Here is a 26,252-nt window from a genome sequence, read left to right on the forward strand (position 1 = left end):
TCGCCGGGCCTCCCGTAAGGGCCCTGGCCACCCCTTAGGGGTGCGTCGCGGCGCGTTGGGCACCCTCCCCGCGCGACCCCAAATAGCGTCCAGTAGGGTTTGGTCCGCATAAACATCCAAACCCCTGCCCGACGCAGGGCGGCGACCGACCAGCGAGTAAGGCCGCAGCCGACCGCGCGGGCGAGACTCTCGGGAAGGCGCTACGTGAGTCCCAACGGCTCCGACCGCTCGTCGCGGCGCCCGATGCGGCGGAAGCTGCCGCAGGTGCTTGCTGCGGGCCTGGTCCTGGCGACCGCTACTGGTTGCACATATAAGGACTTCCCCCGCCTCGGCATGCCAACGCCCGTCACCGACGAGGCGCCGCGGATCCTCTCTCTTTGGCAAGGCTCCTGGGCCGCCGCCCTCGCAACGGGCGTGCTGGTGTGGGGCCTGATCATCTGGAGTGTGATCTTCCACCGCCGCAGCAGGACCAAGGTGGAGGTCCCCGCGCAGACCCGGTACAACATGCCGATCGAGGCGTTGTACACGATCGTCCCGTTCATCATCATTGCGGTGCTTTTCTACTTCACCGCACGTGATGAGAGCGCGCTGCTGAAGACTTCCAAGAAGCCGGACCACGTCGTGAACGTGGTCGGCTTCCAGTGGAGCTGGGCGTTCAACTACCTGGAGAACACGGACGGCAACAAGTCGACCTCCGCCATCGACTCCAGCGCGCTCGACGCGATCCCGGACAAGTGGAAGAAGTCCGCGCCGGCCGGTGCGGACGGCGTCTACGACGTGGGCACCCCGGGCGAGCGCAACCCGCAGACCGGCAACCCCGGTCCGACCCTGTGGCTGCCGAAGGGCGAGACGGTTCAGTTCGTGCTGACCTCTCGTGATGTCATCCACTCCTTCTGGGTGGTGCCGTTCCTGATGAAGCAGGACGTCATCCCGGGCCACACCAACGTCTTCGAGGTGACTCCCAACAAGGAGGGCACCTTCATGGGCAAGTGCGCCGAGCTCTGCGGCGTCGACCACTCCCGGATGCTCTTCAACGTCAAGGTCGTGTCCCCCGAGCGGTACCGGGCACACCTGAAGGACCTGGCGAAGAAGGGCCAGACCGGATACCTGCCGTCGGGCATCAAGCAGACGGATCACGCCAGGAATGCGGAGACGAAGAACCAGTGAGCATCCTCAACGAACCTCAGGGTGCCGCCGCCGATACGGCTCCGGCAGCACCGCCCGTACGCAAGAAGCAACCCGGTATCGCTGCCGTGCAGTGGCTCACCACCACTGACCACAAGACCATCGGCACGCTCTACCTGGTCACGTCGTTCGCGTTCTTCTGCATCGGCGGCGTGATGGCGCTGCTCATGCGCGCCGAACTCGCTCGTCCCGGCACGCAGATCATGTCGAACGAGCAGTTCAACCAGGCGTTCACGATGCACGGCACGATCATGCTGCTGATGTTCGCGACGCCGCTGTTCGCCGGTTTCGCGAACTGGATCATGCCGCTGCAGATCGGCGCGCCCGACGTGGCGTTCCCGCGGCTGAACATGTTCGCCTACTGGCTCTACCTCTTCGGCTCGCTGATCGCGGTGGCCGGCTTCCTCACCCCGCAGGGTGCGGCGGACTTCGGCTGGTTCGCGTACTCGCCGCTGTCGGACGCGGTGCGTTCGCCGGGCGTCGGCGCGGACATGTGGATCATGGGTCTGGCCTTCTCCGGCTTCGGCACGATCCTCGGTTCGGTCAACTTCATCACGACGATCATCTGCATGCGGGCGCCGGGCATGACGATGTTCCGGATGCCGATCTTCGTCTGGAACGTGCTGCTGACCGCCGTGCTGGTCCTGCTGGCCTTCCCAGTGCTGGCGGCCGCGCTGCTCGCGCTGGAGGCGGACCGTAAATTCGGTGCGCATGTCTTCGACGCGGCAAACGGCGGCGCGTTGCTCTGGCAGCACCTCTTCTGGTTCTTCGGCCATCCCGAGGTGTACATCATCGCCCTGCCGTTCTTCGGCATCATTTCCGAGGTCATTCCGGTGTTCTCCCGGAAGCCGATGTTCGGCTACATCGGTCTGATTGCGGCGACGGTTTCGATTGCCGGTCTTTCGGTCACCGTCTGGGCGCACCACATGTATGTGACGGGCGGCGTGCTGTTGCCGTTCTTCTCCTTCATGACGTTCCTGATCGCGGTGCCGACGGGTGTGAAGTTCTTCAACTGGATCGGCACGATGTGGAAGGGCTCGCTGTCCTTCGAGACGCCGATGCTGTGGGCGATCGGCTTCCTGATCACCTTCACCTTCGGTGGTCTGACCGGTGTCATCCTGGCCTCGCCGCCCATGGACTTCCACGTCTCCGACTCGTACTTCGTCGTGGCGCACTTCCACTACGTGGTCTTCGGCACGGTCGTCTTCGCGATGTTCGCCGGATTCCACTTCTGGTGGCCGAAGATGACCGGCAAGATGCTGGACGAGCGGCTCGGAAAGATCACCTTCTGGACGCTGTTCGTGGGCTTCCACGGCACCTTCCTCGTCCAGCACTGGCTGGGCGCCGAGGGCATGCCGCGGCGTTACGCGGACTACCTCGCGGCCGACGGCTTCACGACGCTGAACACCATCTCGACGATCAGCTCGTTCCTGCTGGGCCTGTCGATCCTGCCGTTCCTCTACAACGTCTGGAAGACGTCGAAGTACGGCGAGAAGATCGAGGTCGACGACCCGTGGGGCTACGGCCGCTCGCTGGAGTGGGCGACGTCCTGCCCGCCGCCGCGGCACAACTTCCTCACCCTGCCGCGTATTCGGTCCGAATCCCCGGCGTTCGACCTGCACCACCCGGAGATCGCAGCCCTTGACGCGCTGCACAACGGCCACGGCACCGAGGCCGACAAGGCCCTCGCCGGCGGCAAGGAGGCGGGCAAGTGAAGATCCAGGGCAAGATGTTCATCTGGCTCTCCGTCTTCGTCCTCGTCATGGCGATCGTCTATGGCCTGTGGTCGAAGGAGCCTGCGGGTACCACCGCGCTGTTCCTCGCCTTCGGCCTGTGCATCATGGTCGGCTACTACCTGGCCTTCACGGCCCGGCGGGTCGACGCGGGCGCACAGGACAACGAGAACGCCGAGGTCTCGGACGACGCCGGCGAACTGGGCTTCTTCAGCCCGCACAGCTGGCAGCCGCTGTCCCTGGCGGTCGGTGGCGCGCTCGCCTTCCTGGGCGTCGTCTTCGGCTGGTGGCTGCTGTACTTCTCGCTGCCGGTGATCTTCGTCGGACTCTTCGGCTGGGTCTTCGAGTACTACCACGGTGAGAACCGCACGCAGTAAGCACGCGCACTGCCGTACGGCGGGCCCGGACACCTTGACGGGGTGTCCGGGCCCGCCGCGTTTCTGGGCCCGGGACAGACCCGTTTGCAGTCCTCCAGCGCGCTGGGCCAGGTGATTCTTCATATTTTTGGGTCATGAGTCACAGACCTCGAACCCGGACGGTGCTGAGCTGCGGCCTCCTGCTCGTGCCCCTTGCGGTGAGCGCCACCGCGTGCGGGGGCTCGGATTCGGAAGCGCTCTCCGCCGCTCCCTACGACGCGGCCGACCAGATCACGGCCAACACCCCCGACGGCAAAAAGAAGGCGGATCCCGACAAGCCGCTTGAGGTTTCCGTCAAGGGGGACGACGCGCGGATCACCGACGTGACCGCCACCGACTCCACCGGCCGCTTCGTCCGTGGCGAGCTGAGCGCCGACGGCAGGCGCTGGCGCACCACGGTGCCCCTGGCCGCCGGCAGCCGCTACACGGTACGGGTGAGCACCGAGGACGGGGACGGTGCGCCCGGCCGCAAGACGCTCACGGTCCACACCGCGGACGCCGACGGCCAGTTGACCGCGGTCTTCGGGCCGGAGGGCGGCGAGTACGGCGTCGGCCAGCCGGTCACCGCCGAGCTGAGCCGGCCGGTCAAGGACCCCAAGCAGCGGGCCATCGTCGAGAGCGCCCTGAAGGTCGATTCCATGCCGCGGGTCGAGGGCTCCTGGCACTGGGTGGACGGCAAGAAGCTGCACTTCCGCCCGAAGGAGTACTGGCCCGCCCACGCCACCATCTCGGTGCACAGCAACCTGGCCGGCCTGAAGATCGCCAAGGGGTTCTACGGCGGCCCGTCCAAGCCGCTTCGGCTCACCACCGGCGACCGGATGGAGGCCATCACCGACGCGGCGGCACACCAGATGACGGTGCTGCGCAACGGCGAGACGATCAACACCATCCCCGTGACCACCGGCAAGCCCGGATTCTCCACCCGTAACGGCGTCAAGGTCGTCCTCGGCAAGGAGAGCTTCGTACGGATGCGCAGCTCGACCGTCGGCATCGCTGCCGGAAGCGGGGACTCCTACGATCTGCCGGTCTACTGGGCCACCCGGGTGACCTGGAGCGGTGAGTACGTGCACGCCGCACCCTGGTCCGTCGGATCCCAGGGCGCGGCGAACGTCAGCCACGGCTGTACGGGCATGTCCACCGGCAACGCCCAGTGGTTCTTCAACCACGTCCGGGTCGGCGACATCGTCAAGGTCATGAACAGCGGTGGCGAGACCATGCCGGCGTTCGGCAACGGCTTCGGCGACTGGAACATGCCCTGGCAGGAATGGCGGGCCGGCAGTGCGCTGAAGAACAAGGCCTCCAGCACCACAGGAACCGCCGAGCGCGAACAGAACCCCGCCGACGACGCCCGACTGCGCCCGACCTTCTGAGCGCCGCCCAGCAGGCCGCTCAGGCCTGTACGAGGCGCTTGCGGCGCAGCAGGCCGGCCAGAGCGTCGGCGAAGGCGACCGGGTCCAGCGGATGGGTCACCGCGGCGTCCGCACGGCTCCAGGTCGCCAGCCAGGCGTCCTGGGGGCGGCCGATCAGCAGCAGCACCGGCGGGCACTGGAAGATCTCGTCCTTGATCTGCCGGCAGACGCCCATCCCGCCCGCGGGGGCGGTCTCGCCGTCCAGCACACAGACGTCGATGCCGCCCTGCTCCAGCGCCGTGAGCACGGCCGGTGCGGTGGCGCACTCCAGGATCTCGATCTGCGGGGCATCGGCGGCGGGGCGCCGTCCGGCCGCCAGCCGGACCTGCTCGCGGGTGCCTGCGTTGTCGCTGTAGACCAGCACCGTGGCAGTCGCCTGCATCGTTCCTCCACGCTTCGTAGCGGCACAGCATCGGGTGGGGCGGATGCTACTCCCGCGGGGGGTGCCCACAGGAGGGGTCGGACGGATCCGGGATCTTCCCGACGGGCCGTCAGGAGCGGTTCCGGCGGAGCCCGGGCACCGCGTCCCGGCCGCTGCGTCCCTCCTTCGAGCGATCGCCGAAATGGGCCGTACGAGCAGGGCATACGCCCTTGACACACCGAACGGGACCCCCCGGAGTGAGGGCGGGATAAGCGACCGACATAATGTCGGTCGTGGCGACAGCAACGACAGTAGAAACCGGGCACGCGCACCCGTCGGTCAATCGGCCGAACCTCACCAGCGTCGGAACCATCATCTGGCTGAGTTCCGAGCTGATGTTCTTCGCGGCCCTCTTCGCGATGTACTTCACCCTTCGATCGGTGACCGGCGAGGCGTATTGGAAGGAATCCGCCAGTGCGCTGAATCTTCCGTTCTCCGCGACCAACACCACGATCCTGGTGCTCAGCTCGCTGACCTGCCAGCTCGGCGTTTTCGCCGCCGAGCGCGGCGACGTCAAGAAGCTCCGGGCCTGGTTCGTGGTCACCTTCATCATGGGTGCGATCTTCATCGGCGGTCAGGTCTTCGAGTACACCGAGCTGGTCAAGCACGAGGGCCTGTCGCTCTCGTCCGGCCCCTACGGCTCGGTGTTCTACCTGACCACCGGCTTCCACGGACTGCATGTGACAGGCGGTCTGATCGCCTTCCTGCTGGTCCTGGGCAGGACGTACGCGGCCAAGAGGTTCACCCACACGCAGGCCACCGCGGCCATCGTCGTGTCCTACTACTGGCACTTCGTCGATGTCGTCTGGATCGGCCTCTTCGCCACGATCTACCTGATCCGGTAACCGGTACGGGGCCTTGCCGGGCCCGCATATCAGACAGACATAGCCAAAGCATCGACGCAGAAGATCCTGACACCGGGGTAATCCGTGAAAAAGCTCTCCGCACGACGGCGCCATCCGCTGGCGGCGCTCGTCGTCCTACTCTTCGCGCTGGCGGTCACTGGGGGGCTGTACGCCGCGTTCGCGCCGGCGGACAAGGCTCAGGCCGATGACACCGCCCAGTCTCTTGCCATCAAGGAGGGCAAGAAGCTCTTCGCCGTGGGCTGCGCAAGCTGCCACGGCACCGGCGGTCAGGGCACCTCCGACGGCCCGAGCCTGGTCGGCGTGGGCGCCGCCGCCGTCGACTTCCAGGTCGGCACCGGCCGTATGCCCGCCCAGCAGCCCGGCGCCCAGGTGCCGCGGAAGCGGAACATCTACACCAACGCCCAGATCGACCAGCTCGCGGCCTATGTCGCGTCGCTGGGTGCCGGTCCGACCGTTCCGGAGAAGTCGCAGTACAACTCCGAGGGCGCCAACATCGGCAAGGGCGGCGAGCTGTTCCGCACCAACTGCGCGCAGTGCCACAACTTCACCGGTAAGGGCGGCGCCCTCACCAACGGCAAGTTCGCACCGACGCTTGAGGGCGTGGACCCGAAGCACATCTACGAGGCCATGGAAACCGGCCCGCAGAACATGCCCTCCTTCGGTGACGGCTCGCTGTCGAAGCAGAACAAGAAGGACATCATCGCGTACCTCGGCGCCGTCAACGGCGATGAATCGGAGAGCCCCGGCGGCCTCGACCTCGGTGGTCTCGGTCCGGTCAGTGAGGGTCTCTTCGGTTACATCTTCGGCCTGGGCGCGCTGATCGCGGTCGCCATCTGGGTCGCAGCCCGGACTACGAAGGCCAAGAAGTCATGAGCGAGACTGGACGACACGAAGACGTGCCAGAAGAAACCCTTCCCGGTGAGCGGGAGACGGCTCACGAGGGTGCGGTGATCACGGCGGAGAACCCGTTCGCCGACCCGGGTCTGCCGCCCCACGAGCACCGTGCCCAGGACATCGACGAGCGGGCCGCCAAGCGCTCCGAGCGCACCGTGGCTCTCCTCTTCGTCGTGTCGATGATCGCCACGGTCGCGTTCATCGCCTCGTATGTGGCGATCCCGATCGACAAGATCGTCTACATCTGGCCGATCGGCCACATCAGCGCGCTGAACTTCGCGCTGGGTCTGACCCTCGGTGCGGCGCTCTTCTGCATCGGCGCCGGCGCGGTCCACTGGGCCCGCACGCTGATGTCGGACGAGGAGGTCGCCGACGAGCGCCACCCGATCGAGGCGGCCCCCGAGGTCAAGGCCAAGGTCATGGCGGACTTCGCAGACGGTGCGAAGGAGTCGCAGATCGGCCGCCGCAAGCTGGTCCGCAACACGATGTTCGGCGCGCTGGCCCTGGTGCCGCTCTCCGGCGTCGTCCTGCTGCGCGACCTCGGGCCGCTGCCCGGCACCAAGCTGCGGACGACGAACTGGAAGAAGGGCGTCCGCCTCGTCAACGCGTCCACCAACCTCCCGCTGCGTCCCGAGGACATCGCCGTCGGCTCGCTCACCTTCGCCAAGCCCGAGGGCCTGGAGGAGGACGACGAGGAGTTCGCGGAGAAGATCGCCAAGGACGCCCTGATGCTCGTGCGGATCCAGCCGCAGAACATCAAGGACAAGCACGAGCTGTCCTGGTCGCACGAGGGCATCGTGGCGTACTCCAAGATCTGCACCCACGTGGGCTGCCCGATCAGCCTGTACGAGCAGCAGACGCACCATGTGCTCTGCCCCTGCCACCAGTCGACCTTCGACCTCTCTGACGGTGGTCGGGTGATCTTCGGTCCGGCCGGTCACGCCCTGCCGCAGCTGCACATCACGGAGAAGGACGGCTTCCTGGAGGCCGCAAACGGCTTCGAGGAGCCCGTCGGCCCGAGCTTCTGGGAGCGCGGATGAGTAACGAGACGAGCGCGACCACCACGCGCCGTGGCCAGGCGCCACGGGGCGAGCGGATCGCCGACTGGGCGGACGGCAGGCTGGGCATCTACAGCCTCGCCAAGTCCAACATGCGCAAGATCTTCCCGGACCACTGGTCCTTCATGCTGGGCGAGGTCGCGCTTTACAGCTTCATCATCATCATCCTGACCGGTGTCTATCTGACGCTGTTCTTCCACCCGAGCATGGCCGAGGTGACCTATCACGGTTCCTACGTGCCCATGCAGGGAATCCGGATGACCCAGGCCTTTGAGTCGACGCTGAACATCAGCTTCGACGTGCGTGGTGGTCTGCTCATCCGCCAGATCCACCACTGGGCCGCGCTGGTCTTCCTGGCCGCGATGATGGTCCACATGATGCGGGTGTTCTTCACCGGCGCGTTCCGCAAGCCGCGTGAGGTCAACTGGCTGTTCGGCTTCCTGCTGTTCGTGCTGGGCATGTTCACCGGCTTCACCGGCTACTCGCTCCCCGACGACCTGCTCTCCGGCACCGGCGTGCGGTTCATCGAGGGCGTCATCCTGGCGATGCCGCTGGTCGGTTCGTACCTGCAGTTCTTCATCTTCGGCGGGGAGTTCCCGGGGCACGACATCATCCCGCGGTTCTTCACGGTGCACGTGCTGCTGCTGCCGGGCATCATGCTCGGCCTGCTGGTGGCGCACCTGATCCTGGTCTTCTACCACAAGCACACCCAGTTCCCGGGTGCCGGCAAGACCAACAACAACGTCGTGGGCATGCCGCTGCTGCCGGTCTACATGGCCAAGGCCGGAGGCTTCTTCTTCCTGGTCTTCGGCGTGATCGCGGCGATCGCCGCGATCGCCAGCATCAACCCGGTGTGGGCCATCGGCCCGTACCGCCCCGACCAGGTCTCCACCGGCGCCCAGCCCGACTGGTACATGGGCTTCGCCGAGGGTCTGGTGCGTGTCATGCCGGGCTGGGAGTGGAACTTCTGGGGCCACACCCTCAACTTCGGCGTGCTGATCCCGATCCTGATCTTCCCGCTGGTCCTGGTCGCCATCGCGGTCTACCCGTTCGTGGAGTCCTGGGTCCGCGGCGACAAGCGCGAGCACCACATCCTGGACCGCCCGCGCAACGTCCCGACCCGTACGGGCTTCGGCGTCGCCTGGCTGATCGCGTACTTCGTGATGCTGATCGGTGGCGGCAACGACCTGTGGGCGACGCACTTCCACCTGTCGATCAACTCGATCACCTGGTTCGTCCGGATCGCGTTCTTCGTCGGGCCGGTGCTGGGCTTCATCGCCACCAAGCGGATCTGCCTGGGTCTGCAGCGGCGCGACAAGGACAAGGTGCTGCACGGCCGCGAGTCGGGCATCATCAAGCGCCTGCCGCACGGTGAGTTCATCGAGGTCCACGAGCCGCTCGACCAGGAGCAGCTGCACCTCCTCACCCAGCACGAGCAGCCCGAGCCGCTCGAACTGGGCCCGGAGGTCGACGAGAACGGCGTGCAGCGCAAGATCCCGCGTACGCAGAAGCTGCGCGCCAAGCTCTCCAAGAGCTACTACGGCGAGGACAGCGTCATCGCCAAGCCCACGGTCGAGGAGTACAAGGAGATCACCAGCGGCCACGGCCACCACTGATCACCGCGGCGCCTCATAGCGCACCGTAGGGAGCACGCCACCCAGAGGGCCCTGTCCGGACGGACGGGGCCCTCCGGCGTGTCCGGCGGGTCGATAGGGTGAACGACAGAAGCAGGAGACAAACCAGGAGTGTGGACCATGAGCGTTGCGACCCCCTTTGGCGGCGACAGCGTGGCGGCCCAGACCTGGCCGGGCCTCCTGAACGCCCTGCTCGACGGCCGGGACCTCACCGCGGACGACACCGCATGGGCGATGGACAAGATCATGCGGGGCGAGGCCGGCGACGCCCAGATCGCCGGTTTCGCGGTGGCGCTGCGGGCCAAGGGCGAGACCGTCGCCGAGATCTCCGGCCTCGTCCGCACCATGTACGAGCACGCCCGGCTGATCGAGGTGCCCGGGCCGAGCGTGGACATCGTCGGCACCGGCGGCGACGGCGCCAAGACCGTCAACATCTCCACGATGTCCTCGATCGTGGTGGCCGGCACCGGCGCCAAGGTCGTCAAGCACGGCAACCGCGCCGCGTCCTCGGCCAGCGGCGCCTCCGACGTACTGGAGAAGCTCGGCGTCAACCTCGATCTCACCCCGCGACGGGTCGTCGAGGTCGCCGAGGAAGCAGGGATCACCTTCTGCTTCGCGGTGAAGTTCCACCCCTCGCTGCGGCACGTCGCCAACGCCCGGGGCCAGCTCGGCATCCGTACCACGTTCAACGTGCTGGGCCCGCTGACCAACCCCGCGAAGGTCCGCGCCCAGGCGACCGGTGTCGCGGACGCCCGGATGGCGCCCATCCTGGCCGGGGTGCTCGCCGAGCGCGGCTCCTCGGCGCTGGTGTTCCGCGGCGACGACGGCCTGGACGAGCTGACCACGACCGCGACCTCGCGGGTGTGGATCGTCCGGGACGGCACGGTGCGCGAGGAGGCCTTCGACCCGCGGGACGTGGGCATCGACCTGGTGCCGGTGGAGGCCCTGCGCGGCGCGGACGCCTCGTACAACGCGGAGGTGGCGCGCCGGCTGCTGGACGGCGAGACCGGGCCGGTACGCGAGGCGGTGCTGCTGAACTCCGCGGCGGCGCTGGTCGCCCTGGAGCCCACCGATGCCCCGCTGGCGGAGCAGATCCGGGCCGGTATCGACACCGCCGCCGCCGCGATCGACTCCGGGGCGGCCAAGCGGGCGCTGGAGCGCTGGGTGGCGGCCAGCAACGCCTGAGCACCCGGTCACGCAGGGTGTGACGCAAGGCCCGTTCCGTCATATGGACCGGGCCTTGCGGCGTACCGGCCGTATGGCATGATTCTGCGCAGGTCACGAGTGACAGCGACACAGGCCCCGGCCCGCTGTCCGGCAACCCTCCTTCCGTGGCGGGGTGCCCCGGGTGATGACCAGGCCGCAGGCAGCGAGGTCTGCGGCAAGCGCGGATCCCTCGCCAGGGATCCTGGTCCTCGAGGGAGAACTTCCGTGAATCAGCGAATGCGATAGGGCTCGACGGCCCCTTCTCCGCATCCCTTTTTCCTTTCCGCTGCGGTGCCCCGACGGTTCTTTCCGTACGCCTGCCCGCAGCGAATTCGCTTACCTCTTACGGGAGTTCGCCATGTCTGTTGCCGCCGTTGCCGCCGACCGTTCCGTTTGTGCCCCGCTGCCGGTTCTCGGCCGGGATGTCCGCGTCCCGCTCGTGACCGGCGGCGAGGTCGACTACGCCGCGCTGGACTACGCCGCCAGCGCCCCCGCGCTCCAGCGGGTCTGGGACGACGTGGCGGCCTACGCCCCGTACTACGGCAGCGTGCACCGCGGCGCCGGGTACCTCTCGCAGCTGTCCACCGACCTGTTCGAGAACAGCCGCCGCACGATCGCGGAGTTCCTCGGCTGCCGCGCCGACGACCAGGTGGTCTTCACCCGCTCCACCACCGACTCGCTCAACCTCCTCGCCGCCGCCCTCCCGCAGGGCACCCGGGTCTTCGTCTTCGAGACCGAGCACCACGCCTCGCTGCTGCCGTGGGAGCAGCGCGCGGATGTCGCCGTGACCTACCTCAACGCCCCGCGCACCCCGCAGCAGGCGGTGGACACCCTGGAGAAGGCGCTGGCCGAGCGCGAGCCGTACGGCCCCGCGCTGGTCTGCGTGACGGGCGCGTCCAACGTCACCGGTGAGTTGTGGCCGGTACGGGAACTGGCGGCCGCGGCCCACGCTCACGGCGCGCGCATCGTGCTGGACGCGGCACAGCTCGTCCCGCACCACCCCGTGGACCTCGCCGAGCTGGACGCCGACTGGGTCGCCTTCTCCGGCCACAAGCTGTACGCGCCGTTCGGCGCCGGTGTATTGGCCGGCCGCGCGGACTGGCTGCAGGACGCCGCACCGTACCTGGCGGGCGGCGGCGCCAGCCGCAAGGTGTCCCGCCGTACGGACGGCGGGGTGGACATCGAGTGGCACACCACCGCCGCCCGGCACGAGGCCGGCTCGCCGAACGTCATCGGCGCCTACGCCATCGCCTCCGCCTGCCAGGCCCTGACCGAGGCCGGTTTCCCGGCGCTGATCGCCCGTGAGCAGCAGCTGATCGACCGGCTCCGGGCGGGCCTGGCCGAGGTGCCCGAGGTCCAGGTCCTCTCGCTCTTCGGCGCCGACGCCGCACGCGTCGGCGTCCTCTCCTTCGTCGTCGAGGGCTGGAACAGCTCCCACTTCGCCGCGGCGCTGTCGGCGGAGTACGGCATCGGCGTCCGCGACGGCCTGTTCTGCGCCCACCCCCTGGTACGGACCCTGCTGGGCACCGACCCGCAGGACCCCGGCGAGTGCGGCGCCCCCGAGGCCGCCCCCGGCGAACGCTCCCTGAACGCCATCCGCGTCAGCTTTGGCGTTGGCACGCCGGAGGAGCATGTCGAGCGGTTCGTAACCGCCGTCAAGGAGCTCGTGGCGCACGGCGCCCGCTGGAACTACCGGACGGAAGACGGGCGTTGTGTGCCTGACCGCGCGTAGCGCGGATTGGTTCCCACGTTGGCGGCGCGCCGCACGTTGTCGGCTGTCCCGCCGGGGGGCTTGTCGCCGTTGCGCCTGGCGGCGGGCGTGGGCGGTCGGCTGCGGTGCCGCTCCTCCGGACTCCGTCCTGCGGCGCGGCCCCTCCCGTGAGTGGGTGGGAAAGAGGCCGGTGGGGGCGGGCACAGTCACGTCCACTGCGGGCGGATGACGGATTATGTGCACCCCCACCGGTCTTCATCCACCCCCAACGGGAGGGGCCGGACCGCAGGACGGAGTCCGGAGGGCCGGTCCCGCAGCCGAACAGCCAGCGCAGCGGCAACCAGCCCGCCGCAGGCGCAACGGCGAGAAGCCACCACGGCGGGACAGCCGAAAACGTGCGCCGCGCCGCAAAGCGCAACGGCGACAAACCACCACGGCGGGAAAGCCGAAAACGTGGGAAAAAACAGGCCTACGCGTCGAGCCCAATCGCAAAGGCAGCCTCAAGGTCATGCTGCGAATACGTGCGGAACGCAATATGCGTCTCCGTCGACGCGACGCCGGGGACCTTGCTGATCCGGCCGGGGATGACGTCCGCGAGGTCGTCATGCGCAGCCACCCGCACCATCGCGATCAGATCGTGGGCTCCGGTGACCGAGTAGACCTCGCTGACCCCGTCCAGGGCGGCGATCTTCTCGGCGATCTCGGGGATCTGGTCCACGCTGGTCTTGATGAGCACGATCGACGTGATCACGGCTGGCTCTCTCCCTCGGTCGCCCGGTCGTTCCGCCTGGTGGCCCCCACACTATCCCTCCTGTAGCGGGCCCAGGCGTAGAGGAAGCCGAGGGCGAACCCGATGACATGGGCGAGGTAGGCGACCCCGGGGCCGCGCGGGTCGTGCTGCGCGGCCTGCCACTGCAGGAAGAACCAGAACAGCAGCACCATCCAGGCGGGAAAGCGCAGCGGCAGGAAGAAGAGGAAGGGGAAGACGCTGGTCACCCGGGCCGTGGGGAAGAGGTAGAGGAAGGCCCCCAGCACCCCGGAGATCGAGCCGGAGGCGCCCACCAGCGTCTGGTCCGAGGAGGCGTGGGCGGCCGCGTAGCCGAGCAGCGCCAGGTAGCCGATGATGAGGTAGAAGGCGGCGAACGGCAGCCGGCCCATGCGTGCCTCGGCCATCCCGCCGAAGACGTACAGAAAGAGCATGTTGCCGAGCAGGTGCAGCCAGCTGCCGTGCACGAACAACGCGGTGAGCGGCGTGATCAGTGCCCGCACCGAGCCGCTCCACAGATCCAGCGGGATCACGCCCCACCGCTCGAAATACGCGGTCTGGGCCTTCAGCAGGGCGTCACCGGTGCCGTATATCCGGTTCAGGCCGGATGCCGGGCCGATCACGAAGACCGCGCAGCACAGGCCGATCAGCACATTCGTCAGCCGCGAGAACACCGCGGTCAGGGACCGGGTGGCATGCGGCGGACGGGGGAGGAGACCGGACGAGCGGGGTGAACGGGGAGAGGGGGCCGGCGCCGTCATGAAGTGATCATTGCTCAATGGGGGCAATCGGGACAGAGCGCCTCGCCGCATCCCGGCACCCGGGCGGGGCCCGCACCGGCCCCCCGTCAGGCCGTAGGGTTACAGGCAGTACTTTGCGTACTTCCGCAGTCCGACGGCGCACCGCGTGAACGCGCAGCAGCACGAGATCGACGAGCACGAAAGAGGACGACAGGATGTCTGTTCCCCTGCCGACGGACGGAACCCGGTGGCGCTGCACGCTGTGCGGCAACCTCACCCGTTTCGACGTGACCCGCCAGGCCAAGGTGGTGGAGTACGTCCATCTGGACCTGGCCGGCGAGCCGAAGGTGGAGGAGCGCGAGGTGCTCAGTGAGAGCATCGAGTCCGTGCGCTGCCGCTGGTGCAACGCGGTCGACCAGATCGAGCTGGTGGACCGTCCGGGCGCGAACGCCTGAGATCGGAGCGAGGCAGCCGTGGTGGAGCGTCCAGAAGGGGAGCCGGGGGCACAGCGTGACGACGTACCCGAGGGTGCGGCGGACGAGGTGCTCGACCGACCGCTGCCCGAGGGCGTACGGCGCCGGGTCGTGGCGCTCACCGCGGAGTCGTTCGGCGCGCTGACGGTCGCCGAACTCCCGCCCCCGCTGCGGCAGTACGCCCGTTTCACCCCGACTCGCCGGGCCAAATTCGCCGGAAATGCGATGGCTTCCGCCTTGGAGGGCGATGCGGTCTTCCGGCAGCGGATCGCCGGCAAGCTGCGCGAGGCGCAGCCGGAGCTCGCCGCGGCGCTGGAGCACGGCAATCCGCCGGCGGCCGCCGATCCGCTCGATGTCGCGGCGGCCGCCTATGTGCTGCGCCCCGAGGGCTGGGTCAAGCTCGTCGCGGCGGCCGGCGAGGAGGCCCAGCGGGCGCGCGCCGAGCGGGCCGGCGAGGAGGCCGAGCGGGAACTGGCCCGGCTGCGCGAGGAGCTGGCGCAGGCGCGCGGCGAGGCCCGTACGGAGGCCGACCGGATCCGGGCCGATCTGGACACCGTCCGCAAGGAGAACGAGTCGCTGCGGCGCAAGCTGCGCAGCGCGCTGAGCGACGTCAAGCGCGGTGAGGCCGCGGTGCGCAAGGCCGACGCCGCCCTCGCGGAGACCCGGGACCGGGCGGCCACCGAGAAGACCGCCGCGGACAGTGAGGTGCGCCGGCTCAAGGCCCGGATCGCCGAGGCCGAGACGGCGCTGGAGACCAGCCGGCGGGCCGCCCGCGAGGGCCGCAGCGTCGAGGACATGCGGGTGCGGCTGCTGCTCGACACGGTGCTGGACGCGGCCCAGGGGCTGCGCCGCGAGCTGGCGCTGCCGCCCGCCAACGTCCATCCCGCGGACACCGTCGAGGCGGTCGCACCGGGCCGGATGACGCCCAAGGACATCGCCACCCGGGCGCTGTCGGAGATGGATCCGGCGCTGCTCGACCAGCTTCTGGCGCTGCCGCAGGCGCATTTGGTGGTGGATGGCTACAACGTCACCAAAACCGGCTATCCGACCATGCCGCTCGACAAGCAGCGGCTGCGGCTGCTGGGCGGTCTCGCGGTGCTGGCGGCGCAGACCGGCGCGGAGATGACCTGTGTCTTCGACGGGGCGGAGCTGGCGGCGCCGGTGCTGCTCGCGCCGCCGCGCGGCGTACGGGTCCTTTTCAGTAAACCGGGCGTAACGGCCGATGAGTTGATTCGTCAGCTGGTTCGGGCCGAACCACCCGGCCGTCCGGTCGTCGTGGTCTCCACGGACCGGGAAGTGGCCGACGGGGTGGCGAAGGCCGGGGCCCGGCCGGTGGCATCGGCCTTGCTGCTCAAGCGACTTGCCCGGACCTGACGCACGCCGGGTCCCTGGCAACGGACCGCCGTCCACTGCCTGTTCTCCGTACCTGAGCGTCAGTTGACGCTCACTGCCTGTGTGACGTTGGTAAAGGATGGGACTGGTGGCGCAGAAAATTCCCCTGAGGATTTGAAGCGATCACAGCTCGGTTACTAAGGTCAGCCCCGAACCTTCATGCAGATGATTATCCAACCGGGATAACAGTGAAGGTACCGCCGAGTCCGCGGCGTTCACGCGGAGCCGGGGTCTTACCCCCCACTTCCCGGTAGGCGGCTGGAGGAAGAAGGAGCTCGCCCCCGTGGCGTCCCACCGTCGACCCAAGCAGCCGAGCCGTACCCGCGTGACCGTGCTCACCGCCACCGCCGCAGCGGCGGTCGCCCTCTCGTCCCAGGCCGCCCAGGCCGACCCCCATCAGTCGAAGAAGGACGTCAAGTCCGAGGTCGACAAGCTCTACAACGAGGCCGAGCAGGCCACGGAGAAGTACGACGGGGTCAAGGAGCAGCAGGACAAGCTCCAGAAAGAGGTCGACGACCTCCAGGACAAGGTCGCGCGTGGCCAGGGTGAGCTCAACCAGCTGCGCAAGGGTCTCGGTGCGGTCGCCTCCGGCCAGTACCGCAGCGGCAGCATCGACCCCTCGGTGCAGCTGTTCCTCTCCGGCGACCCGGACACCTACCTCGAAAAGGCCGCCACGCTCGACCAGTTGAGCGGCAAGCAGGCCGACCAGCTGAAGACCATCGCGGACAAGCAGCGCCGGCTCGCCCAGGAGCGCGCCGAGGCCGCGGGCAAGATCAAGGACCTCACCGAGACCCGTAAGGCGCTCGGTGACAAGAAGGACGAGATCAAGGGCAAGCTCGCCAAGGCGCAGCAGCTGCTCAACCGGATGACGGCCAAGGAGCGGGCGGCCATGCAGGCCGAGGAGAACCGCGCCAACCGCAGCAACGAGCGGGCCAACCTCGGTGACGACGTCCCGGCGTCGCAGCGCGGTGCGGCCGCCCTCCGGGCCGCGCAGTCCAAGATAGGTTCGCCCTACGTCTGGGGCGCCACCGGCCCGTCGTCCTTCGACTGCTCCGGTCTGACCTCCTGGGCCTATGCGCAGGCCGGCCAGTCGCTGCCGCGCACCTCGCAGCAGCAGGCCAACGCCGGTACCCGGATCGCCTCGCAGAGCGCCCTCAAGCCGGGCGACCTGGTGCTCTTCTACAGCGACCTGCACCACATCGGCCTCTACGCGGGCAACGGCATCGTGCTGCACGCGCCGAAGCCGGGCGCCCAGGTGCGCTACGAGCCCATGAGCAACATGGAGTTCGCGTTCGGCGTGCGGGTCTGACAAGCCTCACAACACTCACAACGTGCCGCCCGAACGGGCGAATTGCGGCCGCGGCCGCTGACCTGCCGCCCCGCCGGTGACCTGCACAGTCACCGGCGGGGCGGCTTTTTGTGGGCGAAATGCGGTCTTTGGTCGGTGTGGACCGGCGCCGCTACTGTCTGCCCGCGCAGCATCCGGTCACCGACGCCCTCCCGGGCGGCAGGGGCTGCACAGGGAAGGAGTGCGGCTTTCGTGGTGTCCCACCGCCGTACCTCGCAGCACGGCCAGAGCACCCTCGCCGGGGTCACCGTTGTGTCGGCCGCCCTGGCGACCGCGGCCGCCGGACTGTCGGCCCCGGTCGCGTCCGCCGATCCGGCCGGCCGCACGGCCGCCGGCCGGGAAGCGGCGACCGCCCGGGTCGACAGCCTCTACGCGCAGGCGGAGCGGGCCACCGAGAAGTACGACGGTGCCCAGGCACGGACCAAGGAACTGCGCGGCCAGGTGGCGGCCCTCCAGGACCGCACCGCCCGCGCCCAGGAACGGGTCAACCGGATGCGCGGCCGGCTGGGCGCGCTGGCCGCCGCCCAGTACCGGTCCGGCGGCATGGATCCCACCGTCCAGCTGATGCTCACCGAACGTCCCGACACCTTCCTGGAGAAGGCCTCCGCGCTCGACCGGCTCGGCGTCAGCCAGGCCGGCGAGCTGCGCAGGCTCCGGACGGCCCAGCGCACCCTGGAGCAGCAGCGCCGGGAGACCGCGGCGAAGCTGGCGCAGCTGGAGGCCAGCCGCAAGGCCGTCGCCCGCCACAAGCGGGACGTCCAGCGCAGGCTGGCCACCGCGCGGCGGCTGCTGAACGCGCTCCCCAAGGACGCCAGGAAGGCCTTCGAACGGGCCACCAGGAGCGACGGGCGCCACGAGGCGGCCCCGGACCTGCGCGGAGCCGTCCCGGCCTCCGGGCGGGCCGCGGCGGCCGTCGCCGCGGTGCGCGCCGCGGTCGGCTCGCCGTACGCCTGGGGGCGCAGCGGCCCCTCGGCCTTCGACTGCTCCGGGCTCACCCAATGGGCCTACGGCCGGGCCGGTGTCTCCCTCCCGCGGACCTCGCAGGCCCAGCGCGGCGCCGGCCGGCAGGTGCCGCTCAGCCAGGCGCAACCCGGTGACCTGGTCATCTACCGCTCGGACGCCAGCCACGTCGGGATGTACGTCGGCAACGGGCAGGTCGTCCACGCGCCCTATCCCGGCGCACGGGTGCGCTACGACCCGGTCGGGATGATGCCGATCTCGGCCGTCACCAGGCCCTGAGGCGCAACCCAGCGTTTTTGCCCCGGCCGGGCCCGACCTACGATCGTCCGCATGTCACAGCAGTGGGCGGCCGGGCGGCTGTCGCGGGCCGGGGCGGCGGGTGCTGCCGCTCTGGCCCTCGTGCTGCTCGCCCCGCTGGCCGGCTGCGCGCCGACGGCCTCCACACCGGCCCGCTTCCCGGACGTCCAGCGGATGCTCGACACCCGTGCGCAGGCCGTACGGAAGCGGGACGCGGCGGGCTTTCTCGCCTCCGTCGACCCGCGGGCCACCGGCTACCGCGACCGGCAGCGCGCGATGTTCGCCCACCTCGCGGGCGTACCGCTGGCCGACTGGCACTACGACCTCGACTCGACCGGTGCCTTCCCGCTCCCGTCCGGCAGCACCGGCACCCGGCTGGCCGCGAAGGTGCGGCTGCGCTACCGCCTCAAGGGCTATGACACCGCGCCGGTGCACGCCGTCCAGTACCTCACCCTGACCGAGCGCGACGGCCGCTGGCTGATCTCCTCCGACACCGACGGCGCCGAGGACGGCCACAGCGGCACCCGGCAGCTGTGGGACCAGGGCCCGGTGCGGCTGGTGCGCGGCCGGCACAGCCTGGTCCTCGGCAGCCCCGCCCATCCGGGGCGGCTGAAGGACCTGGCGCGCCGGGTGGACCGGGCGGTGCCGGCGGTCTCCGCGGCCTGGAAGGGGAAGTGGGCGCAGAAGGTCGTGGTGGAGGCGCCGGACTCGGTCGAGCGGATGGCGCAGCTGATGGGCAGCGATGATCCGTCCGGCTATGCCGGGATCGCGGCGGTCACCACCGGGGAGGCGGGCGTCGAGGCGGCCGCGCCCGCGGACCGCGTGATCATCAACCCGGACGCCTACGAGGAGCTCAACGACCTGGGCCGCAAGGTGGTGCTCACCCACGAGACCACCCATGTCGCCACCCGCACGGCCACCACTCCGGCCACCCCGCTGTGGGTCTCCGAGGGCTTCGCCGACTGGGTCGCCTACCGCGGCCTCCACCGCAAGGCCGTCACCACCGCCCCCGAACTCACCCGCGCGGTCGCCGGCGGCAAGCTCCCCGCCCGGCTGCCGACCGATGCGGACTTCGGCTTCCGGGCCGGTGCCGACCGGCTGGCGAAGGCGTACGAGGGCAGCTGGCTGGCCTGCCGGATGATCGCCGAGAAGTGGGGCGAGGCCAAGCTGATCGCCTTCTACAAGGCGGCGGGCAAGAGCGCGATCCGGGTCGCGTCGGGGAGTTCGGGGGCGCCGATGGAGGCGGCCACGGCGGCGCCCGCGGGCTCCCGGCCGGGCCGACCGGGAGCCGGCGCCGGACACCGTCCGCCGTCCCGCGCCGACCGGACGGACCGCGTCATGCGCACCCAACTGGGCATCGGTATGGCGGAGTTCACCCGGCGGTGGCGCGCTTACGTACGGCAGCAGCTGCGGCGGTGAGGCGGCGGCCGGGGGCGGCCCCACCGGGCGGCGGGGCCACTACAGGGGCGCCGGCGGTGCCGGTGTCCGCGGCGGTGCGGCGGCGCCGGTGAGCTCGGGCGCGGCGGCAACGGCCTCGTCCGCCGGCTTGCGGGCGCCGACGACGCCGGCGCCGTCCGTGGGCCCGTCGTCCCCGGGCCCGCCGTCCTTGGTCGAGACCCACAGCCGGCGGCAGGCGAGCAGGGACGCGGCGACCAGCAGCCCGTTGCGGACGACCAGCAGGGCGACGCCCTTCGGGTCGCTCGCCACGACATCGGCGAACCGGACGGGGAACTCCAGCAGGGTGACCCCGGTGGCGAGCAGCACCAGCACCGCCGGCAGCGTCTGCCGGCAGGCGCGTACGGTCACACACACCGCGGCGAGGCCCACCAGCCAGAGCATGTACTGCGGGCTGATCACCCGGCTGGTGGTCGTGAACAGCAGGGTGGCGGTGAAGGCGGCCTCGCACAGCGTCGCGGGGCCCAGCTCCCGGGCCCGTACCCGCCACAGGAAGAGCCAGCCGACGGCCGCCAGGCTCAGGGTGAGCGCCACGGTGCCGGCGACGGGGACGCCCGGCCCGAGGAACTCCAGCGAGCCGTAGTTCAGCAGCACCTGCCCCTGCCACCCGAATTGGCGGGCGAAGTGGAAGGCCAGGGCGCCGAGCGACTCGACCTCCGTACCGCGGTCGCGCTGGAAGGTGAGGAAGGCCAGCGCGCCCGGTGCGGCGGCGACGAAGAACAGGGTCAGCCCGGCGGCGGTACCGGCCGCGCTCCACCACAGCGCGCGGGCCCGCCGGCCGCGCCCCGCCGCCCCGGTCAGCAGCAGCGCGGGCCAGACCTTCAGCAGCGCGCCGAAGGCGATCAGCGCGCCCGCCACCCGCGGCCGGCGGACGGCCGCGAACAGCGCGGCGACGGCGACCGCGGTGACCATCAGGTCGTAGCGGGCGTAGGCGGTCGGGCCCAGCAGCGCCACGCCCGCGATCCACACCCAGGCCCCGGCCGGGCGGTGGCCGGGCCGCCGGCCGGCCCGCAGGAAGAGCGTGAGCACCACCGCGTCCGTGAGCAGGATCAGGGTGTAGAACGCCGGAGCGTAGTCCAGGAACGGCAGCAGGCCGGGGGACAGGATCGCGAGGGCGGCGGCCGGCGGATACTGCCAGGTCACATCGGCCAGCGGGAAGGTGCCGGTCTTCAGGACGTCGAACCAGCCCTGGTAGATCACCGAGACATCGGTGGTGACGTCCGGTCCCGGCAGGACCAGCACCCGCAGGACGCACAGCAGCACCACGGCCCGGGTCACGGCCCATGCCGCCACCGGGAGCCACACCCCGCGCGCCGTGCTGATCCTGCTCATCGTCACCTCATCGCTGCTCGTCCGGGGCCCGCCCGGCACCGCGGGCGGCTCCGGGGGCACGGCGCCCTGCCTGCCGCTGCCCGCCCGAGCAGTCTGCCTGATGCCGGATGGCGGCCGGTCATGGCCGTAAAAGCTTTCCCCCGCCCCCTCCCCCTCCTCCCCCTTCGGGGGAGGGGGCGGGGGGTGGGTTCGGGGGTGGGGGGGAGGACGGGTGTGGCGGGGCGGGCCGCCGCCGTCCGCCGGCGGCCCGGTACTCTCGGCCCGAACTGCCGAGACCGCCGCCCGGACCGACCGCCGAGAGACCATCGTGCACAAGACCTTGATCGTCACGAACGACTTCCCGCCCCGGCCCGGCGGCATCCAGGCCTTTCTGCACAGCATGGCGCTGCGGCTGGACGCCTCCCAGGTCGTCGTCTACGCCTCGACCTGGAAGCGCAGCGCCGAGGGCCGCGCGGCCACCGCGGCCTTCGACGCCGACCAGCCGTTCCCCGTGATCCGGGACCGTACGACGATGCTGCTGCCCACCCCGAGGGTGACCCGGCGGGCCACCGGGCTGCTGCGTGAACACGGCTGCTCGTCGGTGTGGTTCGGTGCGGCGGCGCCGCTCGGCCTGATGGCGCCCGCGCTGCGCGCGGCCGGCGCACGCCGCATCGTGGCGACCACCCACGGCCACGAGGCGGGCTGGGCGCAGCTGCCGGCCGCCCGGCAGCTGTTGCGCCGGATCGGCGCGGGCACCGACACCCTCACCTACCTCGGCGAGTACACCCGCACCCGGATCGCCGGAGCACTCGCCCCCGCGGACGCCGCGCGGATGGTCCAACTCCCGCCCGGCGTCGACGAGAAGACCTTCCACCCCGACTCGGGCGGCGACGAGGTACGGGCCCGGCTCGGCCTCGCCGGCCGGCCGGTGGTGGTGTGCGTCTCCCGGCTCGTCCCGCGCAAGGGCCAGGACACCCTGATCGAGGCGATGCCGGCGGTGCTGTCCGCGGTGCCCGACGCGGTCCTGCTGATCGTCGGCGGCGGCCCGTACGAGAAGGACCTGCACGCGCTGGCGGCGGCCAAGGGCGTCGCGGACGCGGTGCGCTTCACCGGTGCGGTCCCTTGGGAGGAGCTGCCGGCGCATTACGGCGCGGGCGATGTCTTCGCGATGCCGTGCCGCACCCGCCGCGGCGGGCTCGACGTCGAGGGCCTGGGCATCGTCTACCTGGAGGCCTCGGCCACGGGGCTCCCGGTGGTCGCGGGGGACTCCGGAGGGGCACCGGACGCGGTCCTGGACGGCGAAACGGGCTGGGTGGTCCCGGGCGGCGCCCCCACCCCCACCGCCGACCGCATCATCACCCTCCTCCGGGACCCCGCCCTGCGCCGCACCATGGGCGAACGGGGCCGCGCCTGGGTGGAGGAGAGGTGGCGCTGGGACCTGCTGGCCGAGCGCTTGAAGCGCTTGCTCTAACCCGTACGTTTTTGGCTTTCCCGCCGTGGTTGTTGCTCGCCGTTTGTCGCCCGCTGCGCGGTGCGCCCGCCGTGGCGCTTTGCGGGGCGCCGCACGTTGTCGGCTTTCCCGCCGTGGGGGTGTTTCGCCGTTGCGCCTGCGGCGGGCGTGGTTTGTCGGGTGCGGTGCCGCTCCTCCGGACTTCGTCCTGCGGCTCGGCCCCTCCCGTGGTGGGGAGGAAACAGGCCGGTGAGGGTGTTTGTAGGTGGTCCGGTGCGCCTCGTCGTCGCAGTGAACTGGCTACGAGTGGCCCGCCCCCACTCACCGTCACTCACTCCCACAACGGGAGGGGACGGGCCGGAGGGGCCGGTGTGTGGGACGTAAAGCGAAGCAGTCCCACACACCGGCCCCGGAGGTCCGTCACCGCACCCGACACCCACCCAGCCCGCCGCAGGCGCAACGGCGAGACGACACCGCGGCGGGAAAGCCGACCACGTGCGCCGCGCCGCAAAGCGCAACGGCGAGCAACCACCACGGCGGGAAAGACAACAACGTGGGAAGCCAACCTACCCGCGGTAGATCGCCTCGATCTCCTCCGCGAAGTCCTTCGCCACCACGTTCCGCTTGAGCTTCAGCGACGGGGTGACATGGCCCGACTCCTCGGTGAACTGGGTCGGCAGAATGCGGAACTTGCGCACCGACTCGGCCTTGGAGACGGCCGCGTTGCCGTCGTCGATCGCGCGCTGGACGGCGGCCAGCAGCTCCGGGTCCTCGGCGATCTGGGACGGCGTCACATCGGCGGGGTGGCCGTGCTCCTCGGCCCAGCGGGGCAGGAACTCCTCGTCGAGGGTGACCAGCGCGCCGATGAACGGCCGGCCGTCGCCGACGACCATGCACTCGGCGATCAGCGCGTGCGCCCGGATACGGTCCTCGATCACGGCGGGGGCGACGTTCTTGCCGCCCGCGGTGACCAGGATTTCCTTCTTGCGGCCGGTGATGGCGAGGTAGCCGTCCTCGTCGAGGGTGCCGAGGTCGCCGGTGTGGAACCAGCCGTCGGACAGCGCCTCCTTGGTGGCCGACGGGTTGTTCCAGTACTCGGTGAAGAGGTGCTCGCCGTGCAGCAGGACCTCGCCGTCGTCGGCGATCCGCACCACCGAGCCGGGCAGCGGCTGGCCGACGGTGCCGATCTTCTGCCGGTCCCAGGGGTTGAAGGCGGTCGCCGCGCAGGACTCCGTCAGGCCGTAGCCCTCCAGGGCGGTGAAGCCGATGCCGCGGTAGAAGTGGCCGAGGCGGTCACCGAGCGGGGCGCCGCCGGAGATGGCGTGGGTGGCGCGGCCGCCGAGGACGGCCCGCAGCTTGCTGTAGACGAGCCGGTCGAAGACCTTGTACTTCAGCTTCAGCCCGAACGCCGGGCCCTCCGGGGCGTCCAGCGCGCGGCTGTAGGCGATCGCGATGTCCGCCGCCTTGTCGAAGATCTTGCCCTTGCCGTCGGCCTGCGCCTTGGCCCGCGCCGAGTTGTAGACCTTCTCGAAGACCCGCGGCACGCCCAGGACCAGCGTCGGGCGGAACGAGGCGAGGTCGTCGGTGAGGTTCTTGATGTCGGGGGCGTGGCCCAGCTTGATGGGCGCCATCACCGCGGCGATCTGCACCAGCCGGCCGAAGACGTGCGCGATGGGGAGGAAGAGGAGGACCGAGGAGTCGCCGGTACGGAACAGCGGGCGCAGCCGCTCGACGATGTTGCCGCACTCCGCGAAGAAGCTGCGGTGGCTGAGCACACAGCCCTTGGGACGGCCGGTGGTGCCGGAGGTGTAGACGATGGTGGCCGGCGAGTCGGCGTCGGCCAGCGCGCTGCGCGCCTCCACCTCGTCATCGGTGATGCCGGCGCCCGCGGCCTGCAGCCGGGCGATGGCGTCCCGCTCGATCTGCCAGATGTTCTCCAGCTCGGGCAGCCGGTCGCGCACCGACTCGACGGTCGCCTCATGGGTGGGGGACTCCACCAGGCAGGCCACCGCGCCGGAGTCGCCGAGGATCCACTGGATCTGTTCGGCCGAACTGGTCTCGTACACCGGGACGGTGACGGCACCGGCGCTCCAGATGGCGAAGTCCAGCAGCGTCCACTCGTAGCGGGTGCGCGACATCAGACCGACCCGGTCGCCGGGCTGCACTCCGGAAGCGATCAGTCCTTTGGCCGCGGCGCGGACCTCGGCGAGGAAGGCGGCGGCGGTGACGTCCTGCCATGCGCCGTTCACCTTGCGTCCCATGACGGCAACATCCGGGTGCTGCGCGGCATTTCGGCGGATGAGATCCGTCAGATTGCCGTCCGCGGGGACCTCGTACAGGGCCGGAAGGCTGAACTCGCGCAAGACTGCTGCTCCTCAAAAGCGCCGGCGCCACGACGCTGTGTGTTGCACCGGCGGCGGTCCATGGTCATGCAGGGGGGAGGTTGGACTGCCCGGACGTTACCCATCGGTATTGCTATTGGGATAGGGGGGAACGGCCAGATGTTTGATGCGTCACATGCAGCGGGACACGCCATGGGGACTCTCCCGCGCAGACTAGACCAGTGGGTCGGTGACCCGAAAGTAACCCCAGTTCCCCCGCCCCCTCCCGGCCCTGGCCAGGCCGATCTAGGGTGACGGCATGCGCGTGCATGTGGTCAGTGACGTACACGGGAACAGCCGAGACCTGGCGGCGGCCGGAGAGGGTGCCGATGCCCTGGTCTGCCTCGGTGACCTGGTCCTCTTCCTCGATTACGCCGACCATTCGCGCGGCATCTTCCCCGATCTCTTCGGCGCCGCGAACGCCGGCACGCTGGTCGAACTGCGCACCGCCCGCCGCTTCGAGGAGGCCCGCGCGCTCGGCCGCAGACTGTGGGGAGAACTGGACGCCGCGGGCACGAGCCGTGAGTCGGTCATCGAGGGCGCGGTCCGCCGGCAGTACGCCGAACTCTTCGCCGCCTTCCCGACGCCCACGTACGCCACCTACGGCAACGTCGACATCCCGCGCCTGTGGCCCGAGTACGCCCGGCCCGGCACCACTGTCCTGGACGGCCAGCGGGTGGAGATCGGCGGCCGGGTCTTCGGCTTCGTCGGCGGCGGCCTCACCAGCCCCATGCTTCCCCGAGCTCTCAACTCCGTTCGAGCAGGGGAGACCCCAATCCCCTACGTGATCAGCGACGAGGAGTACGCCGCCAAGATCGAGGCGGTCGGCGAGGTGGACGTGCTGTGCACCCACATCCCGCCCGATGTCCCCGAGCTCTGCTACGACACCGTCGCCCGCCGCTTCGAGCGCGGCAGCGCGGCCCTGCTGCACGCCATCCGCACCACCCGGCCCCGCTACTCCCTCTTCGGGCATGTGCACCAGCCGCTGGCCCGGCGGGTCCGGATCGAGGGCACGGAATGCGTCAATGTCGGCCACTTCAATGCGACCGGCACGCCCTACGTCCTCCAGTGGTGAGGCCGCCACGGCTCGGCCGGCGCGGGCCCGGTGCGTGGCCGGTGGCCGACCGGGTCCGTCGTACCGCGCCT

The 26,252-nt window shown here is 70.2% G+C and carries 22 protein-coding genes and 1 riboswitch; of the genes, 17 read left to right on the forward strand and 5 right to left on the reverse strand.

Annotated elements, in window-relative coordinates; translation table 11 throughout:
• The first annotated feature begins 204 nt into the window (after positions 1–204).
• From ctaC to CPH93_RS25530, 4 genes are all read left to right on the forward strand, one after another.
• Positions 205–1,167, forward strand: coding sequence for an aa3-type cytochrome oxidase subunit II (ctaC, locus tag CPH93_RS25515; RefSeq protein WP_173909883.1), 963 nt, complete (start codon positions 205–207; stop codon positions 1,165–1,167).
• Entirely contained in the window at positions 1,164–2,900 is a 1,737-nt protein-coding gene (gene ctaD, locus CPH93_RS25520) for an aa3-type cytochrome oxidase subunit I (RefSeq protein ID WP_093482782.1), read from the forward strand. Before ctaC ends, ctaD begins: the two co-directional genes overlap by 4 nt.
• Positions 2,897–3,295, forward strand: a complete 399-nt coding sequence (locus tag CPH93_RS25525; RefSeq protein WP_093482781.1) for a cytochrome c oxidase subunit 4 — start codon at positions 2,897–2,899, stop codon at positions 3,293–3,295. Before ctaD ends, CPH93_RS25525 begins: the two co-directional genes overlap by 4 nt.
• A 134-nt stretch (positions 3,296–3,429) precedes the next feature.
• Entirely contained in the window at positions 3,430–4,704 is a 1,275-nt protein-coding gene (locus tag CPH93_RS25530; protein WP_173909884.1) for a L,D-transpeptidase, read from the forward strand.
• 19 nt (positions 4,705–4,723) lie between these two features.
• On the opposite strand, the gene CPH93_RS25535 is transcribed toward CPH93_RS25530, so the two are convergent.
• Positions 4,724–5,125, reverse strand: a complete 402-nt coding sequence (locus CPH93_RS25535; protein ID WP_093482779.1) for a hypothetical protein — start codon at positions 5,123–5,125, stop codon at positions 4,724–4,726.
• A gap of 263 nt (positions 5,126–5,388) precedes the next feature.
• Between CPH93_RS25535 and ctaE the strand changes: the two genes are divergently transcribed.
• From ctaE to CPH93_RS25565, 6 genes are all read left to right on the forward strand, one after another.
• Positions 5,389–6,009, forward strand: coding sequence for an aa3-type cytochrome oxidase subunit III (ctaE, locus tag CPH93_RS25540; protein ID WP_006606088.1), 621 nt, complete (start codon positions 5,389–5,391; stop codon positions 6,007–6,009).
• An 84-nt stretch (positions 6,010–6,093) separates the two neighbouring features.
• A complete protein-coding gene (gene qcrC / locus CPH93_RS25545) occupies positions 6,094–6,903 on the forward strand; it encodes a cytochrome bc1 complex diheme cytochrome c subunit (RefSeq protein WP_093482778.1) in 810 nt (269 codons plus the stop codon).
• Positions 6,900–7,964 carry a cytochrome bc1 complex Rieske iron-sulfur subunit gene (gene qcrA, locus CPH93_RS25550; protein ID WP_093482777.1) on the forward strand — a complete coding sequence of 355 codons (1,065 nt, stop codon included), beginning with the start codon at positions 6,900–6,902 and terminating at the stop codon, positions 7,962–7,964. The genes qcrC and qcrA overlap by 4 nt, the downstream gene beginning before the upstream one ends.
• Complete coding sequence (gene qcrB / locus CPH93_RS25555; RefSeq protein WP_093648858.1) at positions 7,961–9,598, forward strand: cytochrome bc1 complex cytochrome b subunit; 1,638 nt, start codon at positions 7,961–7,963, stop codon at positions 9,596–9,598. The genes qcrA and qcrB overlap by 4 nt, the downstream gene beginning before the upstream one ends.
• 138 nt (positions 9,599–9,736) lie before the next feature.
• Positions 9,737–10,801, forward strand: a complete 1,065-nt coding sequence (gene trpD / locus CPH93_RS25560; protein WP_096214197.1) for an anthranilate phosphoribosyltransferase — start codon at positions 9,737–9,739, stop codon at positions 10,799–10,801.
• A 91-nt stretch (positions 10,802–10,892) separates the two neighbouring features.
• Positions 10,893–11,010, forward strand: a riboswitch (SAM riboswitch).
• Positions 11,011–11,180: 170 nt separating this feature from the next.
• A complete protein-coding gene (locus CPH93_RS25565; protein WP_096214198.1) occupies positions 11,181–12,554 on the forward strand; it encodes an aminotransferase class V-fold PLP-dependent enzyme in 1,374 nt (457 codons plus the stop codon).
• A 448-nt stretch (positions 12,555–13,002) separates the two neighbouring features.
• Here the strand turns inward: CPH93_RS25565 and CPH93_RS25570 are convergent, their stop codons facing one another.
• Entirely contained in the window at positions 13,003–13,284 is a 282-nt protein-coding gene (locus tag CPH93_RS25570; RefSeq protein WP_006606094.1) for an Lrp/AsnC family transcriptional regulator, read from the reverse strand.
• Complete coding sequence (locus CPH93_RS25575; protein WP_006606095.1) at positions 13,281–14,060, reverse strand: rhomboid family intramembrane serine protease; 780 nt, start codon at positions 14,058–14,060, stop codon at positions 13,281–13,283. The genes CPH93_RS25570 and CPH93_RS25575 overlap by 4 nt, the downstream gene beginning before the upstream one ends.
• A 194-nt stretch (positions 14,061–14,254) precedes the next feature.
• Here CPH93_RS25575 and CPH93_RS25580 point away from each other — a divergent pair, with 194 nt between their 5' ends.
• The 5 genes from CPH93_RS25580 (at position 14,255) to CPH93_RS25600 (ending at position 19,928) form a co-directional block, all read left to right on the forward strand.
• Positions 14,255–14,494 (forward strand): hypothetical protein, encoded by a 240-nt coding sequence (locus CPH93_RS25580; protein WP_040899430.1) that lies wholly within the window; start codon positions 14,255–14,257, stop codon positions 14,492–14,494.
• A gap of 18 nt (positions 14,495–14,512) precedes the next feature.
• Positions 14,513–15,886 (forward strand): NYN domain-containing protein, encoded by a 1,374-nt coding sequence (locus CPH93_RS25585; RefSeq protein WP_093482773.1) that lies wholly within the window; start codon positions 14,513–14,515, stop codon positions 15,884–15,886.
• Between the two features lie 301 nt (positions 15,887–16,187).
• Entirely contained in the window at positions 16,188–17,213 is a 1,026-nt protein-coding gene (locus CPH93_RS25590) for a C40 family peptidase (protein WP_173909885.1), read from the forward strand.
• A 231-nt stretch (positions 17,214–17,444) separates the two neighbouring features.
• Complete coding sequence (locus CPH93_RS25595; RefSeq protein ID WP_093482772.1) at positions 17,445–18,491, forward strand: C40 family peptidase; 1,047 nt, start codon at positions 17,445–17,447, stop codon at positions 18,489–18,491.
• 51 nt (positions 18,492–18,542) lie between these two features.
• The gene (locus CPH93_RS25600; RefSeq protein WP_093482771.1) at positions 18,543–19,928 is read left to right on the forward strand and encodes a hypothetical protein; all 1,386 of its coding nucleotides are present in this window, start codon (positions 18,543–18,545) and stop codon (positions 19,926–19,928) included.
• Positions 19,929–19,967: 39 nt separating this feature from the next.
• Here the strand turns inward: CPH93_RS25600 and CPH93_RS25605 are convergent, their stop codons facing one another.
• A complete protein-coding gene (locus CPH93_RS25605) occupies positions 19,968–21,296 on the reverse strand; it encodes a glycosyltransferase family 87 protein (RefSeq protein ID WP_096214199.1) in 1,329 nt (442 codons plus the stop codon).
• Between the two features lie 307 nt (positions 21,297–21,603).
• Here CPH93_RS25605 and CPH93_RS25610 point away from each other — a divergent pair, with 307 nt between their 5' ends.
• Positions 21,604–22,746 (forward strand): glycosyltransferase family 4 protein, encoded by a 1,143-nt coding sequence (locus tag CPH93_RS25610; RefSeq protein WP_096215594.1) that lies wholly within the window; start codon positions 21,604–21,606, stop codon positions 22,744–22,746.
• Positions 22,747–23,291: 545 nt separating this feature from the next.
• Here the strand turns inward: CPH93_RS25610 and CPH93_RS25615 are convergent.
• Positions 23,292–25,088 (reverse strand): AMP-dependent synthetase/ligase, encoded by a 1,797-nt coding sequence (locus CPH93_RS25615; RefSeq protein WP_093482768.1) that lies wholly within the window; start codon positions 25,086–25,088, stop codon positions 23,292–23,294.
• Positions 25,089–25,365: 277 nt separating this feature from the next.
• Between CPH93_RS25615 and CPH93_RS25620 the strand changes: the two genes are divergently transcribed.
• Complete coding sequence (locus CPH93_RS25620) at positions 25,366–26,181, forward strand: metallophosphoesterase family protein (protein WP_093482767.1); 816 nt, start codon at positions 25,366–25,368, stop codon at positions 26,179–26,181.
• Positions 26,182–26,252: the final 71 nt, after the last annotated feature.

Origin of the sequence: Streptomyces sp. 2323.1 (genome assembly GCF_900221035.1) — a bacterium.
Classification (GTDB): Bacteria; Actinomycetota; Actinomycetes; order Streptomycetales; family Streptomycetaceae; genus Streptomyces; species Streptomyces sioyaensis.